Annotated in this window: 11 protein-coding genes; 4 read left to right on the forward strand and 7 right to left on the reverse strand. The window is 52.3% G+C overall.

The window, feature by feature from the left end; all coding sequences use genetic code 11:
* Positions 1–17 precede the first annotated feature (17 nt).
* Complete coding sequence (gene pepN / locus G8S19_RS14635) at positions 18–2,630, reverse strand: aminopeptidase N (protein ID WP_253685450.1); 2,613 nt, start codon at positions 2,628–2,630, stop codon at positions 18–20.
* Positions 2,631–2,896: 266 nt separating this feature from the next.
* Between pepN and pncB the strand changes: the two genes are divergently transcribed.
* The 4 genes from pncB to aspC all read left to right on the forward strand — a co-directional run bounded on the left by pncB (position 2,897) and on the right by aspC (position 8,731).
* Complete coding sequence (pncB, locus tag G8S19_RS14640; protein ID WP_003836860.1) at positions 2,897–4,099, forward strand: nicotinate phosphoribosyltransferase; 1,203 nt, start codon at positions 2,897–2,899, stop codon at positions 4,097–4,099.
* A gap of 167 nt (positions 4,100–4,266) precedes the next feature.
* A complete protein-coding gene (gene asnS / locus G8S19_RS14645; protein WP_048212128.1) occupies positions 4,267–5,667 on the forward strand; it encodes an asparagine--tRNA ligase in 1,401 nt (466 codons plus the stop codon).
* A 613-nt stretch (positions 5,668–6,280) separates the two neighbouring features.
* Positions 6,281–7,357: a porin OmpF gene (gene ompF, locus G8S19_RS14650; protein ID WP_048212129.1), complete on the forward strand. Its 1,077-nt coding sequence runs from the start codon at positions 6,281–6,283 to the stop codon at positions 7,355–7,357.
* Between the two features lie 183 nt (positions 7,358–7,540).
* Positions 7,541–8,731 carry an aspartate transaminase gene (gene aspC, locus G8S19_RS14655; RefSeq protein ID WP_061067624.1) on the forward strand — a complete coding sequence of 397 codons (1,191 nt, stop codon included), beginning with the start codon at positions 7,541–7,543 and terminating at the stop codon, positions 8,729–8,731.
* A 53-nt stretch (positions 8,732–8,784) separates the two neighbouring features.
* Here aspC and G8S19_RS14660 read toward each other — a convergent pair whose 3' ends face one another.
* The 6 genes from G8S19_RS14660 to mukF form a co-directional block, all read right to left on the reverse strand.
* The gene (locus G8S19_RS14660) at positions 8,785–9,432 is read right to left on the reverse strand and encodes an MBL fold metallo-hydrolase (protein WP_253685452.1); all 648 of its coding nucleotides are present in this window, start codon (positions 9,430–9,432) and stop codon (positions 8,785–8,787) included.
* A 28-nt stretch (positions 9,433–9,460) separates the two neighbouring features.
* A complete protein-coding gene (locus G8S19_RS14665; RefSeq protein WP_003831948.1) occupies positions 9,461–10,009 on the reverse strand; it encodes a YcbK family protein in 549 nt (182 codons plus the stop codon).
* A 176-nt stretch (positions 10,010–10,185) separates the two neighbouring features.
* The gene (ldtD, locus tag G8S19_RS14670) at positions 10,186–11,937 is read right to left on the reverse strand and encodes a L,D-transpeptidase (protein ID WP_101742839.1); all 1,752 of its coding nucleotides are present in this window, start codon (positions 11,935–11,937) and stop codon (positions 10,186–10,188) included.
* A 261-nt stretch (positions 11,938–12,198) separates the two neighbouring features.
* Entirely contained in the window at positions 12,199–16,659 is a 4,461-nt protein-coding gene (mukB, locus tag G8S19_RS14675; protein WP_124021533.1) for a chromosome partition protein MukB, read from the reverse strand.
* On the reverse strand, positions 16,659–17,363 hold the full coding sequence (mukE, locus tag G8S19_RS14680) for a chromosome partition protein MukE (protein WP_016152457.1): 705 nt from the start codon (positions 17,361–17,363) through the stop codon (positions 16,659–16,661). Before mukE ends, mukB begins: the two co-directional genes overlap by 1 nt.
* Positions 17,344–18,666: a chromosome partition protein MukF gene (mukF, locus tag G8S19_RS14685; RefSeq protein WP_048212134.1), complete on the reverse strand. Its 1,323-nt coding sequence runs from the start codon at positions 18,664–18,666 to the stop codon at positions 17,344–17,346. Before mukF ends, mukE begins: the two co-directional genes overlap by 20 nt.
* Between the last annotated feature and the right edge of the window lies 1 nt (position 18,667).

An 18,667-nucleotide genomic window follows, 5' to 3' on the forward strand; every position in this document is an offset into this window, starting at 1 on the left:
CCCATCCGGCAATATTATCAGGCCAACGCTTTAGTAATTTTCTCGAACAGATCGCCTGACAGATTCTCCAGTCCTTTCAGCTGTTCCAGCGCCGCACGCATCTTCGCCTGACGTTTTGCATCATAGCGTTTTAAACGAATCAGCGGCTCAATCAATCGAGATGCCACCTGCGGGTTACGGCTGTTGAGCTCAGTCAGCATGTCCACCAGGAACTGATAACCGCTACCATCTTCCGCATGGAATGCCGCCGGGTTGCTGCCCGCGAAGGCACCAATCAGCGAACGGATGCGGTTCGGGTTACTCATACTAAAGGAACGATGCTTCAGCAGGCCGCGTACCGTTTCCAGCACATTTCTCGCCGGGCTGGTGGACTGCAGGATAAACCATTTATCCATCACCAGACCGTCATGGTGCCATTTGTCGTCGTATTCCTGCATCAGCGCGTCACGACACGGCAACTGTGCTGCGACCGCCGCAGACAGCGCCGCCAGCGCATCGGTCATATTGTTCGCTTCACGGTACTGCTTGCTTACCAGCGTGTCAGCCAGATGGGTTTCGCCAAAGGCCAGGAAGCGCAGGCAGGCGTTGCGCAGCGTACGTTTGCCAATATCGCCATGCTCAACGCGGTACTCATCAAGATGATTAGCGTTATAGATGGCGAGGAATTCATCCGCCAGCTCGGCCGCCAGCGTGCGGGTTAACGCTTCGCGTACTTCGGTTATCGCCACCGGATCAATGATGTCGAACAGTTCGGCAATTTCATTTACTGAAGGCAGCGTCAGGATCTCTGCCGCCAGTGCCGGATCGATTTTCTCATCGAGCAGAATCGCGCGGAATGCATCGGCCACGTGGACCGGCAGCGACAGCGGTTGTCCCTGCTGATGACGGGCAACATTGAGCTTAATATAGGTCGCCAGCAGACTTTGCGCCGCATCCCAACGAGAGAAATCGTTACGCGCATGGCGCATCAGGAAGGTCAGTTGCTGATCGCTCCATTTATATTCCAGTTTCACCGGCGCGGAGAATTCGCACAGCAGCGCCGGAACCGGCTGGAAGTAGACGTTATCAAAGACAAACGTCTGCTCTGCCTGGGTCACGTTGAGTACGGAATTCACCGGGTGCCCGCCTTTTTGTAGCGGGATCACTTTCCCTTCGTTGTCATACAACTCAAGGGCAAAAGGAATATGCAAGGGCTGCTTTTCAGCCTGATCCGGCGTGGCTGGCGTACGCTGGCTGATAGTCAGTGTGTACTGTTCCGTTGCTGGATTGTAGTCATCTCGCACGGTCAGAATCGGCGTACCGGACTGGCTGTACCAGCGGCGGAAATGGGAGAGATCGACGTTCGACGCATCTTCCATCGCCTGCACGAAATCATCACAGGTCGCGGCGCTACCATCGTGACGCTCAAAGTACAGCTGCATCCCTTTCTGGAAGTTAGCCTCACCCAGCAGGGTGTGGATCATACGAATCACTTCCGCACCCTTCTCATATACGGTCAGGGTATAGAAGTTGTTCATTTCAATGACCATATCCGGACGGATAGGATGCGCCATCGGGCTGGCGTCCTCAGCAAACTGCAGGCCGCGCATGGTACGCACATTGCTGATACGGTTTACCGCACGTGAGCCAAGATCGGAACTGAATTCCTGATCGCGGAACACGGTTAACCCCTCTTTCAGGCTCAACTGGAACCAGTCGCGACAGGTTACGCGGTTGCCGGTCCAGTTATGGAAATATTCGTGACCGATGACGCGCTCAATATCGAGGTAATCTTTGTCGGTGGCGGTATCGGTACGCGCCAGCACGTATTTGGAGTTAAAGATGTTCAGACCTTTATTCTCCATCGCGCCCATGTTGAAGAAATCCACAGCGACAATCATATAGATGTCGAGGTCATACTCTAGACCAAAGCGCTCTTCATCCCATTTCATGGAGTTTTTCAGCGAGGTCATCGCCCATGGCGCACGGTCAAGGTTACCGCGATCGACGTACAGTTCCAGTGCCACTTCACGCCCGGAGCGGGTGGTAAAGGTGTCGCGCAGCACGTCGAAATCACCCGCTACCAGCGCAAACAAATAGCACGGTTTCGGGAATGGATCCTGCCACTGTACCCAGTGGCGACCGTTTTCCAGTTCGCCCTGCGCCACGCGGTTACCGTTGGAGAGCAGGAACGGATATTGCGCTTTATCGGCGATAATTTTGGTAGTAAAGCGCGCCAGGACATCAGGCCTGTCGAGATACCAGGTAATATGGCGGAAACCTTCCGCTTCGCACTGGGTACACAGCGCTTCGCCAGACTTGTAAAGCCCTTCCAGCGCGGTATTCGCCGCTGGGCTAATTTCATTCACGATACGCAGCGTAAAACGTTCCGGCAGTTGATTGATGACCAGAGCGCCCTCTTCTTCTTTATACTCTGTCCACAGCTCGTCGTTCACGTGGATCGACACCAGGGTCAGATCTTCGCCATTCAGGCGCAGGGGCGCATCGGGCGCGCCATGACGGACAGCCTGGCTCACTGCGGTGACCACGGTTTTTTCAGCATCCAGGTCAAAGGTCAAGTCAATATCAGTAATCTGGTAATCCGGCGCACGATAGTCGTGACGGTATTTGGCTTGTGGCTGTTGTGTCATAAAAAAACCTTTAGCATCTTTAATAGAGTCTCGGCTTCAGTCTATTCCTGTTGCGTAAATCGCGCTACGCAGAATGTTCATCTTTTCAGGCACAAACACCCTTTTTGCTACATTTTTATAACACGTGGCACGAATTGCCCTCGACCAGAAAGAGAGCTTATGGTGTGATCGGGGTTCAATAAATCGCTAAACAGGGTATACTCCAGCGGTTTTCTTAGTTGTTTATTGTACTAAACGCTCCCGTGAGAGGATGCTACTGCGCACCTATGACACAATTCGCTTCTCCTGTTCTGCACTCGCTGCTGGATACAGACGCTTATAAGTTGCATATGCAGCAAGCCGTTTTTCACCACTACTATGATGTACAAGTAGCGGCTGAATTTCGTTGCCGTGGCGATGACCTGCTCGGTATTTATGCCGATTCTATTCGTGAGCAGGTGAATGCTATGCAGCACCTGCGACTGCAGGAGGATGAGTACCAGTGGCTCTCCGGTCTGCCTTTCTTTAAAGCTGATTACCTCACCTGGTTACGTGATTTCCGCTATAACCCGGAACAGGTTTGCGTCACCAATGATAACGGTAAGCTAAACATCCGCTTAACCGGTCCGTGGCGTGAAGTGATCATGTGGGAAGTCCCGCTGTTAGCGGTGATTAGCGAACTGGTACACCGTTACCGCTCACCTGAATCAGGCGTCCCGCAGGCACTCGATGAGCTGGAAAGCAAACTAGTCGAATTCTCTGCTTTAACGAAAGATGTCGATATGTCTCGCTTCCATTTGATGGATTTCGGTACGCGTCGTCGTTTTTCGCGCGAAGTACAGCAGGCTATCGTTAAACGCCTGCAGCAAGAGCCCTGGTTTGTCGGTACCAGTAACTACGATCTGGCCCGCCGCCTGTCATTAACCCCAATGGGTACGCAGGCGCATGAGTGGTTCCAGGCTCATCAGCAAATCAGTCCTGAACTTGCCACCAGCCAACGTGTAGCCCTGGCCGCCTGGTTAAATGAGTATCCTGATCAACTCGGCATTGCATTGACCGATTGCATCACCATGGACGCATTTTTACGCGACTTTGGCGTTGAGTTTGCGACCCGCTACCAGGGATTACGCCATGACTCAGGCGATCCGGTGGAATGGGGTGAAAAAGCCATCGCCCATTATGAAAAACTGGGTATTGATCCGCTGAGCAAAACGCTGGTCTTTTCAGATAACCTCGATCTGAAAAAAGCGATTGAGCTCTACCGCCACTTCTCTTCCCGCGTACAGTTGAGTTTTGGTATTGGGACACGGCTAACATGCGACATTCCACAGGTTAAGCCGCTCAATATCGTAATTAAGCTGGTGGAATGTAACGGCAAACCGGTGGCGAAGTTATCTGACAGCCCGGGTAAAACCATCTGCCACGATAAAGCATTTGTTCGTGCACTGCGCAAAGCCTTCGATCTCCCGCATATTAAAAAAGCCAGTTAATCCTTCAAGGGAGCCATTTTGGCTCCCTTATTCACGTTTATTTCCGAAATCTTTCACTCCAGCTACGAATTCTGCTTGTCTGATTGCAGATGCCAGGTAACATAGGTATCCCCCCCATTATGGGTGGACATGTGTTTATATATCCGACTATTAACAGAGAGAATATTATGAGCGTTGTGCCTGTAGCCGACGTACTCCAGGGCCGCGTAGCCGTTGACAGCGAAGTCACCGTGCGCGGATGGGTGCGTACCCGCCGAGATTCAAAAGCTGGCATCTCCTTCCTCGCCGTTTATGACGGTTCCTGCTTTGATCCTGTACAGGCCGTCATCAATAATTCTCTGCCCAATTACAATCAGGACGTACTGCGCCTGACGACGGGTTGTTCAGTTATCGTAACGGGTAAAGTCGTTGCATCACCAGGACAAGGACAGAGCTTTGAAATTCAGGCCACTGAAGTTGAAGTCGCGGGCTGGGTTGAAGATCCTGATACCTACCCAATGGCGGCTAAGCGTCACAGCATTGAGTATCTGCGTGAAGTGGCGCATATGCGTCCGCGCACCAATATGATTGGTGCGGTAGCGCGCGTACGTCATACGCTGGCGCAAGCGCTGCATCGCTTCTTCCACGAGCAGGGTTTCTTTTGGGTATCTACTCCGCTGATCACCGCTTCCGATACGGAAGGTGCGGGTGAAATGTTCCGTGTTTCTACGCTGGATCTGGAAAACCTGCCGCGTAACGATCAGGGTAAAGTCGATTTCGATAAAGACTTCTTTGGTAAGGAAGCGTTCCTGACCGTTTCCGGTCAGTTGAACGGTGAAACTTACGCCTGCGCCCTGTCCAAAATTTATACCTTTGGACCGACTTTCCGTGCGGAAAACTCCAACACCAGCCGTCACCTCGCAGAGTTTTGGATGCTTGAGCCGGAAGTCGCTTTTGCCGATCTGAACGATGTTGCAGGTCTGGCTGAAGCAATGCTGAAATACGCGTTCAAAGCCGTACTGGAAGAACGTGCGGATGATATGAAGTTCTTCGCCGAACGTGTCGACAAAGACGCGGTATCACGCTTGGAACGTTTTATTGATGCTGACTTCGCGCAGGTGGATTACACCGATGCGGTAAGCATCCTGGAAAAATGCGGCAAACAGTTCGAAAACCCGGTTTACTGGGGTGTTGATCTGTCTTCTGAGCATGAACGCTATCTTGCCGAAGAACACTTTAAAGCGCCGGTGGTTGTTAAAAACTATCCGAAAGATATTAAGGCGTTTTATATGCGCCTTAACGACGACGGTAAAACCGTGGCGGCAATGGACGTGCTGGCACCGGGAATCGGTGAAATCATCGGTGGTTCTCAGCGTGAAGAGCGTCTGGACGTGCTGGATGCCCGTATGCTGGAGATGGGTCTGAACAAAGAAGATTACTGGTGGTATCGCGATCTGCGTCGCTACGGTACCGTTCCGCATTCCGGTTTTGGTTTGGGCTTTGAGCGTCTGATCGCTTATGTCACCGGCGTACAGAACGTCCGCGATGTTATTCCGTTCCCGCGTACACCGCGTAACGCCAGCTTCTAACGTTGTCGCTTTAATCATAAAGGCCAGCATTGCTGGCCTTTTTTCGCTCAGCGCATTGCTGTATTTGTCGCCTTAGATGGACTCTCATCCCGCACTAAACTCAACCCGTAAATTCCCCCTTCCTGTTACGCAATGTTTCACTGCAACATTTGAGAACAAAAAATAATCACTATTTTTATTGTGGATTAGCACTTCATGATCAAATAGAGCATTTATTACCCATTCGCACGGCATTCTGGACGGCCAAAATATGCATTTGTAAAAATGGTTCTTTTTTGCGGGGCTAGATAAAAATGTCGTTAGCAAAATTAAGTATAAGAAAATCATATAAATAGATAAAACTGAGCAAAATTCAATCGCAGGGACACCTGAAATTTGAAGTCGTTCACAAAGTTGCATAAAAATAACATTTTGTTACACATTTTTTCTTTTTGAAACCAAATCTTTATATTTGTAGCACTTTGAGAGTAGCGAAACGGTAGTTTGAATGGAAAGATGCCTGCAGACACATAAAGACACCAAACTCTCATCAATAGTTCCGTAAATTTTTATTGACGGAATTTATTGGCGGCAGTGGCAGGTGTCATATAAAAACCGATGAGGGTAATAAATAATGATGAAGCGCAATATTCTTGCAGTGGTTATCCCTGCTCTGCTGGTAGCCGGGGCAGCTAACGCTGCAGAAGTTTATAACAAAGATGGCAATAAAGTAGACATCTACGGTAAAGCGGTAGGTCTGCACTATTTTTCCAAGCACAACGGTGACAACGCCTACGCACCTAATGGCGATCAAACTTACGCCCGTCTTGGTTTCAAAGGGGAAACTCAGATTAACGACCAACTGACCGGTTACGGCCAGTGGGAATACCAGTTCAGCGGCAATAACTCCGAAGGCGGTGACGACTCTCAGAATGGGAACAAAACCCGTCTGGCGTTTGCTGGTCTGAAATTCGGTGACGCAGGTTCCTTCGATTACGGTCGTAACTACGGCGTCGTATACGATGCACTGGGTTACACCGATATGCTGCCAGAATTCGGTGGCGATACTGCGGCTTCCGACCAGTTCTTCTCTCAGCGTAACGGTGGCCTCGCGACTTACCGTAACTCCAACTTCTTCGGTCTGGTTGAAGGCCTGAACTTCGCTGTTCAGTACCTGGGTAAAAACGAGCGTGATGACGTTCGTCGCTCTAATGGTGACGGCGTTGGCGGTTCTGTAAGCTACGAATTTGAAGGCTTCGGTATCGTCGGTGCATACGGCGCGGCTGACCGTACCGATGCCCAGCAAAACCCGCTTCTGCGCGGCCATGGCGACAAAGCTGAGCAGTGGGCTACCGGCGTGAAATACGATGCTAACAACATCTACCTGGCAGCGAACTACAGCGAAACCCGCAACGCAACCCGCATTTCTAACGGTTATGCGAACAAAACTGAAGACGTACTGTTAGTTGCTCAGTACCAGTTCGACTTCGGCCTGCGTCCGTCCCTCGCCTATACCAAATCTAAAGGTAAGGATATCGAAGGTATCGGTGACGTAGATCTGGTGAACTACTTCGAAGTGGGCGCGACTTACTACTTCAACAAAAACATGTCCACCTATGTTGATTACATCATCAACCAGATCGATTCTGACAACAAACTGGGCGTAGGCTCTGACGACACCGTTGCAGTGGGTATCGTTTACCAGTTCTAATAGCAGACCTCTTTGCTAAATGCCTAAAAAACAGGACTTCGGTCCTGTTTTTTTATATCCGCCAGCGGATTCTTGCGTCTTCAAAAAACACCCCTGCTTTTCGTCACTAACGGTTGGCATTTTGTAAATCTACCGTTAACCTGATAGCGGACTTCCCTTCTGTAACCACAATGGAACCTCGTCATGTTTGAGAACATTACCGCCGCTCCTGCCGACCCCATTTTGGGCCTGGCTGATTTGTTTCGTGCCGATGACCGCCCGGGGAAAATCAACCTCGGAATCGGTGTATATAAAGATGAGACAGGCAAAACGCCGGTACTGACCAGCGTTAAAAAAGCCGAGCAATATATCCTGGAAAATGAAACCACCAAAAACTATCTTGGCATTGACGGTATTCCAGAGTTTGGTCGCTGCACTCAGGAATTACTGTTTGGTAAAGAAAGTGCTCTGATTAATGAAAAACGCGCGCGTACCGCACAGACCCCTGGTGGTACGGGTGCCCTGCGTGTGGCCGCTGATTTCCTGGCAAAAAACACCAGCGCAAAACGCGTGTGGGTCAGCAACCCAAGCTGGCCGAACCATAAGAGCGTATTTAATTCTGCTGGTCTGGAAGTGCGTGAATATAACTATTACGATGCTGCAAACCATTCACTGGACTTTGATGCATTGCTGGCAAGCCTGGCTGAAGCACAAGCTGGCGACGTCGTATTATTCCACGGATGCTGCCACAATCCGACCGGTATCGATCCGACGCTGGAGCAGTGGCAAACGCTGGCTCAGCTGTCAGTCGAAAAAGGTTGGTTACCACTGTTCGACTTCGCCTACCAGGGCTTCGCGCGTGGTCTGGAAGAAGATGCAGAGGGTCTGCGTGCATTCGCCGCGCTGCATAAAGAGCTGATTGTCGCCAGCTCCTATTCCAAAAACTTTGGTCTGTACAATGAGCGCGTAGGTGCCTGTACACTGGTTGCAGCTGATGCTGAAACCGTTGACCGTGCCTTTAGCCAGATGAAATCGGTAATTCGTGCGAACTACTCCAACCCGCCAGCCCACGGTGCATCCGTAGTCGCCACAATTCTGAGCAACGATGCGCTGCGTGCCATCTGGGAACAGGAACTGACTGACATGCGCCAACGCATTCAGCGCATGCGTTTACTGTTCGTCAATACGCTGCAGGAGAAAGGTGCGAACCGCGACTTCAGCTTTATCATCAAACAGAACGGCATGTTCTCTTTCAGCGGCCTGACAAAAGAGCAGGTTCTGCGTCTGCGTGAAGAGTTTGGTGTCTATGCCGTCGCTTCCGGACGTGTAAACGTCGCAGGAATGACGCCAGATAACATGGCACCGCTGTGCGAAGCGATTGTTGCAGTGCTGTAATCTATCGCGTACAAAAAAGGCCGCAATAGCGGCCTTTTTATTTATCTGAGCTATTACCAGACAGGCATTTCATCCTGCAGGAACGGGTTATGTAGCCGTTCGTTACCCAGCGTAGAAAGTGGGCCGTGACCCGGAATAAACGTCACGTCATCACCCAATGGCAAGAGTTTACGTTTGATCGAATCAATCAATTGGTTATGATCTCCCCGAGGGAAATCACTGCGCCCTACGCCACCTTTGAAAATCACGTCGCCTGAAATCAGTAACTTTGATTGTTCATCAAAGAAGACAACATGCCCTGGCGTGTGACCCGGGCAATGCAGCACCTGTAAGGTTACGTTGCCGACGCTAATCCGATCGCCTTCGTTTAGCCAGCGATCGGGCGTCAGCGGCTCACAATCGCCCAGGCCAAACATGCGGCTCTGAGCAGGGAGCCCCTGTAACCAGAACTCATCTTCTTTTTCCGGACCAATAACCGGAACACTATAATGCTGTGCCAGTTCAGCCGCTGCCCCTACATGGTCAAGATGACCGTGGGTAAGCAGGATCTGCATGAGCGTCAGACCGCTGGCATCGACTTCCTGTTTGATTTTCTCGGCATCACCGCCGGGATCGACCAGTGCGGCCAGACGCGTCTGCTCACACCAGATTAGCGAGCAGTTCTGGGCGAATGCAGTGACCGGAATAATACGATAGTTCATACAGCTCCTGTTTCATTAAGCTTACGGATCACCAGTGCCGTGCAGGCCCGGTGTCGATATGCACAAAGTTACTGCTGGGGTAGTATCCTACACCACCTGCGCGCATAGATAACGCAGCTTTGCGAATATTGCTTAATGCGATACCTTCAATGTGGAAATCCATGGCCTGGCCTTTCGTGTGGTAGCTTTTCTTTGCCACACCACGACTACGTGCACGGAGTTCGTTATTGGTATCGATGGAACGATAGCCGGAGATCAGTTGTACGGGTTTACGCGTACCCAGCAATCCCTGCAGACGGAAGAGTTGATCAAACAATCCCGGGTCGATGGATTTCACTTTATTCGCCCGAAAGTCACGGAAAAAGTGATTAAGTTTTGCTAATTCGTCCTGAATATAGCCCCTGCCATCAAAAAACTCTGCTTTTATTGACTCACCGGTATGCAGGTTATTCAGAGTCAATATACGCGGACGTGGGGTGGAGAGTGTAGCAAACGCAGGCGTAGGCAGGATGGCAGCGCCGAGGGCAATGCCACCAAGCGCCAGCAGTTTGCGGCGATTAGCGTCAAATTTGTCCATGGTATTAAGGTCTACAGGTCAATGTTATCGTATGTATGCTCTAGCGCACGCGGGAAACCTTATCTGGCTAAGTAGTCCACGTCAAGGCTCCCAAACCCAGGAAATACGGGGCTTGCAGCCATCCTGCCCCGTTTTCGTCATAACTTACGACAATCATTTTCCTCGAACTGCTTCATTTATCTGATTAATTGCTCAGCTTTCGACATGATTTGTGCGCTGGATCGCGCTGTCTGATCGTAATTGTAAATATCTGTTCGATACTGCGTACGTCCATCGCTTCCCACAAAGGCAGTCAGATAGTACAGGTTGACCGGAATATTCTGGCGGATATTTACATACCGCGTATCCCCTTGCTTCAGGGCATCCGAGATGCGCGTATCATTCCAGCCAGCATCCTGCAGCAGCATATTCGCCAGTTCCGAGGCCTTATTCACGCGCACACAGCCAGAACTTAGCGCCCGAGTATCCTTCTGGAACAAATTATGGTTTGGCGTATCGTGCAGATAAATGGCGTCCGAACTCGGCATATTGAATTTATAGCGACCCAGCGAATTACGCGCGCCCGGTGCCTGCTGGAAGCGGAACGGCAGATTTGAGGCGGTGATTGTAGCCCAGTCAACCTGCCACGGATCTATCGTCTCTTTGCTGTTCCAGCCGCGCATTACAGTATACCCGTGACGCTCAAGGTACCCCGGATCGTTCCACAATTTAGGCAGAATATCTTTTCGGGCCAGCGTCGGCGGCACGTTCCACGGTGGATTTACAACCACATTATTCAACGCGCTGCTCATCATCGGCGTTTTACGATCGGGACGTCCGACAATAACACGGGAAGCCAGCACCTGATTTCCGTTCTGATAATAAACCAGCGAGTAGGCTGGGATGTTTACCATGATGCCGGTAGACAGATCGCTCGGCAGCAGGCGCAAACGCTGAATATTTAACGCCAGTACGCCCGCGCGTTGAGCAGGCGTCACGTTCAGCCAGTCACGCGTCGCAGGGCCAATCGTGCCATCGGCCCCCAGCCCCTGCCATGTCTGAAAACGTTTCACCGCGTCAACAAGTTCGCGATCGTAGGCGCTACGCCCTTCTTTGGCAGAAGTGCTGACACCGGCGTTCAGCATTCCGGTACGACGCAGAATTTCGCGCAGCGCCGGGATATCATTACTCCATTCACCGGGACGCAACGTCGTGGTGCTGGTTAACCGTGGCCAGGGTCGCGAATCCCCCACCAGCTTCAGCAACGACTCATGCATCGCAGCATACTGTGGATGCTGAGGTGTAAGGCTGGTGATAAATGAAGTTAGCTGACCGTTGTCCAGCGCTACCTGCCATTGGTTAATAACGGAGAGCGGTGGCGTTGCCAGTGCATAAGGCTTATCGCTGTAGAGCCAGCGGCTACCTTTGACGGGGATATTGGCAATAAAGTGCAGATAGCCCATCATCGCATCAGAAAGCACAGTATCACGTGCCAGGCCTGTGACTGCCGGGTCAGTCAGTAACGCAACCCAGGCGTTAAACTGCGGCTGAAACCCGGCAATCGCCACCTCGGCTAACTGTTGTTGAAAGGCTTTTACCGCATCACGATTTTCCCACATCGGTTTCATTTCGCGTGCGGCATACAGTAATTCCAGCTGGCTCATATAAACCGGCGTATAGCCTGCTGGTAGCTGAGATTGCAATTCAGCGCGGGCTTTGTCCACAGATGTGCCATTGGGCAGAGACTGAATTCCCGCCATCACACCTGTCGCGTAAGATTGTACCTGCGGTTGCGATAACGCTGTAGGCTGTTCGCTGACGGCCGCAGAGCTGTCGCCAGGAATCATTTCAGGCTCATCAGCCTGCGCGTTGAACAGTGGAGCGAATGTTACGGCCAGGCACAAACTGATTGCCGACAGCCGACGACCACACATTTTATTAAGCAACATCCCTTGCCCCCTGTTTTCTTTATCATACTTTGAGTAGCCAGACCGCCTGTATTCCCCATTACTCTCAAGGGAGCGGGCCTGTAAAACGCCAATACATTCTGAAGTATGACGAGCAAGCCCGGTGACGCGTTAGGCTTACCTTCAGTATATAAACATCAAATCATTTTTGCCTAACCTAATGTAAAGAAGTCTAAAGAAATTACACCAGGTATCATGTGCATATCGGAAAAGAAAAAGGCGGCTTTAGCGCCGCCTTTTTACTTAGCTTGCCTGCGAAGAGGCATCTTCTATCCCAGGTAAGGGTTCAGGTAACTGAGGGGCAAAACCACGCAGACCCACCACATGAACGTGTTCGGTGTTCTGGAAGACTTTACGCACCAGTTTGTAGGTTGTGCCTTTCTCCGGGCTGATATTTTCCGGCGCAGCAATAATCAGCTGCATCTGCAAACGCTCGCACAGTTCAAACAGGGTTGCGATGGAGCGGGCATCAAGTCGTGCGGCTTCATCAAGGAACAACAGGCGGCATGGCGAGATATCTTTCCCACGCAGTCTACGCCCTTCATCTTCCCAGCTTTGAACAACCATCACGAGGATTGACATCCCGGTACCGATCGCTTCCCCTGTGGACAGGGCGCCCGATTCGGCACGCAGCCAACCGTCAGAACCACGGTTAACCTCAACTTCCATTTCCAGGTAGTTGCGGTAGTCGAGCAGTTCTTCACCAATGGTTTGCGGCGTACGCTGTCCCATGTCAATCTGCGGATTCAGACGCTGATACAGCTTCGCCAGCGCTTCAGAGAAGGTCAGACGATTGCTGTTAAACAGATCCTGGTGCTGCTCATGCTGCTCGGAGAGTACGTCCAGCAAGGTGGCATGCGTCTCGCGTACGTTGACGTTCAGACGAACGCTGTTTACCTGGCCAAACGACACGCTTTGCAGACCCTGGTTCAGCATGCGAATACGGTTCTGTTCGCGCTGAATCGTCTTACGGATAATATTCGCCACGCTGCGAGAGCTGATCGCCAGCTTCTGTTCGCGGGAGGTTAATTCTTCCGTCAGACGGCTCAATTCAATCTCCATCTGCTCGATGGCTTCAACCGGATCGTCGGTACGGATAATATCCTGGCGAATACGTTCACGCAGATGCTGGTAAACCGCGACAAAGAACTGAATTTTACGTTCTGGACGTTTTGGATCTTCAGACATGCGCAACACATCGCGCAGATGTTCGTTATCCGCAACCGCCAGACGTAGCGCACCGAGCGCCTTATCCGACATCGAACGCAGTTCGTCACCGGAAAGATAGGCCAACTCGCGACGGTGCAGACGACGTTCCACACCGTTATCTTTCACCATCCGCATCACCGCACACCAGCCGGCTTTCGCGGTCACCACCTGCTCACGCATTTCATGGTAATCGCGCTCAAGCTTGCGCAGCTTGCGGGTCAGGTTTTCCATCTCCGCTTCGCAGAAGGTTAGCGCTTTTTCCAGTTGGTTGCGACGAGCGCGGTTATTACTGAGCTGCGCATGCAGTTCATCACGACGAATACGCGCACGCTCTTCAGCGCCGCTGTCTGCGCGAACGCCGATATCCTGCAGTTCGCGTTGTAAATCGTTCAGTAGCTCTTTCTTGGTGTCATAAGAGCTTTTCAGCGAGGCCATAACCTGATTGTACTGGCTCAACTGCGCGGCATGGCTGCGCAACGCTTCACGGGCGCGGGTACGTTCAGCTTCCGCCTGTTCCAGACGCTCACGCAGTTTCTCATTCAGATCGCTGTTACCGCTGAGCATTTCGGCGGAGTCGGAATAGCTAAAGTGCGCCCGGCGCTGTACCACTTCGGTCAGGGCAAAAGCTTGCTGACGCGCATCACGCTGCATCTGCTGAGAATACGCGTAGTCTTCTTTCAGCTGTTCAAACTGCTCCGGATCATTTTGCAGAACCGAAACCATCGGTTCCAGTTTGGCTAACTGGTTGCCGTGCTGCTGCACAAAACGCGCCGCTTCCTGGGCTTCATCCAGACGCTCACGAATTTCGTCCACACGATCGGCCAGCGTGTCATCTGCCAGCAGATTCAAACGCGGCAGCAGGCGGTTAAGAGCAGAAACCCCCTCTTTCGCCTGTTCAAACTGCATACGGCTTTGCTGATTATCATTTTCATGATTGGTCAGCGCACGTTCGAGTTCAACGCGACGGCTGTTCAGTTGGCGAATTTCCGCTTCCGGATCGGCTTCAAATGCCACCGACAGATGGCTGCCAATAAAGCGGCTAAACGCCTGGTGCAGACGCTGGGTTTTCTGGACGTCAAAGGAGAGCGTTGCAAAACGTTCAGACAGCCCTTCACGCTCGGCATGCAGGGTTTCGATACGGCTTTCGCGCGCAGCACGACCAAAAATCGGCACCGTCGGGAAGCGGGAATAACGCCACTGACGCTCGGCGGTTTTCACCACTACCGCTTTTTCAAGTTCATCGACGCTGAAGACGCTGTCATCAAACGACTGCGGATCCCCTTCGATGAAGTAGAGGTCTTCCGGGCAATCCGTCAGCCCATCAAGTTGCTCAGTAATCAGTGACAGATCCGGCACCACGATGGCATGGCGCGAAGGACCGTACAGCGCAGAGAAGTACGGCGCATCTTCAAGGCTAACATCGTCATAGATTTCAGACAACAGCACGCCGCCGAAGCGTTCCGCCAGCGCATTGAGGCGCTGATCTTCCGCCCCGCCCGGCTGACTTAAACGTTCAATCTCTTCATCAACCGCATTTTTGCGCGCGCCGACTTCATCCCGCTCAACAATGGCTTCACGCTCGCGCTCCAGCAATTGTTGCAGATACTCGGTCACATCCTGGCTGGAGGTAAACTCTTCGCCACACTGCTCGCTAAGCTGGTTCAGGCTATTTTGCGCGGCCAGCCAGACAGGCGCGCGTTTCATCAGATGCTGGATACGCGATTGCAGCTGCTCCTGCTCCTGACGCAGCGTCATACGCTGTTCGCTGGCAGACGAGACGCTGTCCGACAAGGCGGCGATACGCGCTTCCAGTTCCTGGTGCAGCGCTTCCAGCTCATCGATATCGAACTGTTTACCCTGACGCTTGCAGAATTCAGCCAGCAGACGCTCGGCTTCCTGCTGTTCGCGCAGACGCTGTTCCAGCTCGCTCAAACGCATGCGCAATGGCTGAACCTGTTCCGCCAGGTGGCGCTGTTCAACGCCTTCGCGCAGCAGCTCACGCGCCACGCTCCAGGCTTCACCACGCGCCAGCGGGCCGTTGATAGCCGCCACCAGTTGGTAAGCCTGTTCGAACTGGCTGTGCGCAGTTTGCGCCACGCTCATTTTTTGTTCCAGCGTCAGCAACTTCTCGGTCGCTTCCTGCTCTTTGGCCTGGAAGGTTTCCAGCCATTCAGCGGCGCTATCGGCGGTCAGATCCGGTAAGTGGCAAAGCTCTTTGGCTCGGCTCAGTGCCTGAATCGCCTGAGTGTACTGGATGGCGCGCGTTTGCTGGACGTCCAGCGCCTGCTGGTAATCGGCAAGCTGGCTTTTCAGCTCATCCACTTCCAGCTCGGCGGCTTCCGCACGGGCTTCATTCTCATCCTGACGATCGACAGCTTCTGCCACGACTTCATTTTGTTCTTCGAGACGGATCTGCAACTCTTCGAGATCCGCTTCGTAGCGTTCAATTTTTTCCTGCTGACGCAGTGCGGTTTGCACCAGATTCAGGTGATCGCTCGCGGCCTGATAATCGGCTTCCAGATCGCCTTCCGCGCCGTTATGCTCGCCCAGTTCACGCGCCATATCCACATGCTTATACTGCTCTGCGGCCAGCTGCTGGCGCGAGGTATACAGTTCACGCCGATATTCCAGCGCTTTGTCGAGGTGAATACGACGTTCATTAGCGTGGCGCATATAATCTGCCGCCACATAGTTAGTCGCTTCGCTGATCAAATGCTTAAACAGGTCGCGATCTGACTGGGTGACGCGAATCGCTTCCAGCGTCATGCGGTTTTCACGCAGCGCGGCTTCCATATCCTGGAACGCTTTACGCACGCCGCCGTTTTCCGGCAGCAGGTAGTCACGCAGTGAACGGGTAATGGCGCTGGAGATCCCGCCGTACAGCGAGGCTTCAATCAGACGGTAGAATTTACTACGATCAGACGCGGAGCGCAGACGCCGGGCAATGATGCCCAGATCGAACATCAGCGAATGATAATCGGTTATTGAGTTGAACTGCTTAAACTGCACACCTTCCATCTCATCAAGCTTCTCTTTCAGCTCAGGTAGAGACAGTACGCGCGCCTGGCGTTCGTTCAGCGTTTCCGTCACCAGTTGGGTTGGCTGTACCGACATCGGCAGCCCCTGAATGGCAAACGGTTTGATATCCACTTTGCGATCACGACCCGCAACCTGTTGCAGACGCACACCCACGACCACGCGCTGATGACGCGAGTTGAGGACGTCGAGCATCGAGTAACAGACACCTGCTTTCAGCTTTCCGTGCAGACCTTTATCGCGTGAGCCGCTGGTTGCACCGGCTTCGGTGGTATTACGAAAATGCAGCAAGGTTAAGTCCGGGATAAGCGCTGTAACGAATGCCGCCATGGTGGTGGATTTACCCGCCCCGTTCCCGCCCGACAGCGTGGTAACCAGCTCATCAAGGTCAAACGTACGGGCAAAAAAACCATTCCAGTTAATCAGCGTAAGTGAGCGAAATTTACCGCGTTCAATCATTATTCTTCTTCTCCACTGTCCGGCTGATTCTCTTCGGGCTCATCGTTGAGCTGCAGGCGGTTCTCGACCGGCATCGCTTCGCCATCACGAATTAAGCGACGCTGCGCTTCGCGCGGATCGTCACCGCTGCGCACGTCCGCGCCAAAGCGGAAGACTGATTCCGTAATGCGGAATTTGCTACTGTCGTGACCCATAAACCACACCATGCCTAAACGACGCAGGCGGTTAAGTGAAGAACGCACTTTTTCCTGGAGTTTCTGGCGATCAACGTCCGAACCGGTCGAACGGTTGTTCACCAGCTTCAGCAGTTTGGCTTCATCCGCCAGCGTTAGCAGCTCGTCGTACAGCTCTTGCTGAGTAAAAATCCCTTCGTTTGCCAGACGTTCCGGGCTGAGATAGAGATAACAAAGAATTTTACCGACCATCATGTCCAGTTCAGACAGGACCGAACGGGGAATGAGCGTCGTTGAACGCGGACGAAGGTAGAAGAACCCTTCCGGCGCACGGATCAATTCCACGTTATAGCGGCTGTAAAACTCTTCAAAATATTCCTGAAAATCCATCAGGAAGGCATGATTATCCAGTTCATCCAGGCCGATATGACGACCCGAACGTAACGCGCTATCCAGCGCCGGAAATAACGGATTCGCCAGCGCCTGCGCCAGCTTGACCGGCATCACTTGTTCAATATTTGTCAATGACATGCGCCTGTACCTTGGCTCCGTAATCATTAATCGGCTGCCATTTGGCTGGCAGTCCGGTGAAGTCTGCTTGCGCTACGCCAAGACGTACCGCCTGATCGATAACAATACGCGCAACGTCGAAGTGACGCGCACGTGGATATTGCGCCAGATACTCGCGCACGACCAATCCGAGATCCAGTGGCGTTTGTCTGGATTTATAGATAGCCAACTGCTCTTCGATAATTGCCGCCAGCTGTTCGCGGATCTCGTTAAATTCTTCATATTCCAGATCGGCCGGGAGCTCACCGGTGACCTCTTCATCACGCAGCACCATCTCTTCGTCACGCATATCCAGCAGACGATCGGCATTGGCATAGGTCAACGCCCACGGATCGTCAAAATAGCTCTGGACAGACTGACGTAAACGCTGGGCAAAGACGCGATTTTTGTCCATATCAATAGCGGTACGGATAAACTTGTGCACGTGACGATCGTAGCCGATCCACAAATCGATGGATTGCTGACCCCAGCTGATAATACGGTCGAGCTTGCTTTGCAGGTCGAACACCAGCCGGTCGACGAAATGCAAATCGTCATGAGCCATCGTCGCGTCCTGAATGCGTAACAAGTTCGCCTGCAGCTTATCGCCTGCGGCTTCCAGCGTATCCTGCAGTTCACGCAGCGTACCAGACGTTTCAGACAGCAGCATTTCACAGCTGGAAATTGCCGCCCGCCAGTCTTTGTTTAGCAACTGTGCGATGTCGTCTTTTACCTGCTGCTGCTGTTCATCCATGATGCGCTGGGTCAGATCGATACTGTCGAAAATTTCCGCTACCGAATACTTCAATGGTGCATAGACGTTGCGGTGCCAGTGGAATTCATCACCACCTTCTGCGGCGGCATCTGCCGCGCGCTTCAGCTCACCAGCAACAATCGACAACTGCATCGACAAACGCAATGTAGAGAATTCGCGCTGACGAATATAGTAATCCGTGATGCCAATCCCCAGCGGCGTTAAACGATAAATAGCGTTACCTTCCGCCTGCTCGCTGGTAAAGCGGTTCAGCAGACGTTGACGTACCATGTCGTTAATCGCGTTATTGGCGCGAACACCGATGGTTTCGCTGGTTTGCTCAAACGCATCACTCACATGGCGGAACGCATCCACCAGCTCGCCTTCGCTCATCTCACCGTCAAGTCGCTCACCGTTCAACGTGGCTACCGCCAGCAGGAACGAAAGTCTGTCTACCGGCAGAGAGATGGAGAAGTCATTTTTTCTGGCCCAGGCAACCAGTTCGGGGACTGTCTGGGAAAATTCACTCATA

The organism is Citrobacter sp. SX206, assembly GCF_024181025.1.
In the GTDB taxonomy this organism is placed as follows: Bacteria; Pseudomonadota; Gammaproteobacteria; order Enterobacterales; family Enterobacteriaceae; genus Citrobacter; species Citrobacter youngae.

Coding starts and splice junctions, on each gene's coding strand:
- ldtD (WP_101742839.1), bottom strand. CDS start 11,937: ATGTTGCTTAATAAAATGTGTGGTCGTCGGCTGTCGGCAATCAGTTTG.
- aspC (WP_061067624.1), top strand. CDS start 7,541: ATGTTTGAGAACATTACCGCCGCTCCTGCCGACCCCATTTTGGGCCTG.
- pepN (WP_253685450.1), bottom strand. CDS start 2,630: ATGACACAACAGCCACAAGCCAAATACCGTCACGACTATCGTGCGCCG.
- mukB (WP_124021533.1), bottom strand. CDS start 16,659: ATGATTGAACGCGGTAAATTTCGCTCACTTACGCTGATTAACTGGAAT.
- mukE (WP_016152457.1), bottom strand. CDS start 17,363: ATGTCATTGACAAATATTGAACAAGTGATGCCGGTCAAGCTGGCGCAG.
- ompF (WP_048212129.1), top strand. CDS start 6,281: ATGATGAAGCGCAATATTCTTGCAGTGGTTATCCCTGCTCTGCTGGTA.
- G8S19_RS14665 (WP_003831948.1), bottom strand. CDS start 10,009: ATGGACAAATTTGACGCTAATCGCCGCAAACTGCTGGCGCTTGGTGGC.
- pncB (WP_003836860.1), top strand. CDS start 2,897: ATGACACAATTCGCTTCTCCTGTTCTGCACTCGCTGCTGGATACAGAC.
- asnS (WP_048212128.1), top strand. CDS start 4,267: ATGAGCGTTGTGCCTGTAGCCGACGTACTCCAGGGCCGCGTAGCCGTT.
- G8S19_RS14660 (WP_253685452.1), bottom strand. CDS start 9,432: ATGAACTATCGTATTATTCCGGTCACTGCATTCGCCCAGAACTGCTCG.
- mukF (WP_048212134.1), bottom strand. CDS start 18,666: ATGAGTGAATTTTCCCAGACAGTCCCCGAACTGGTTGCCTGGGCCAGA.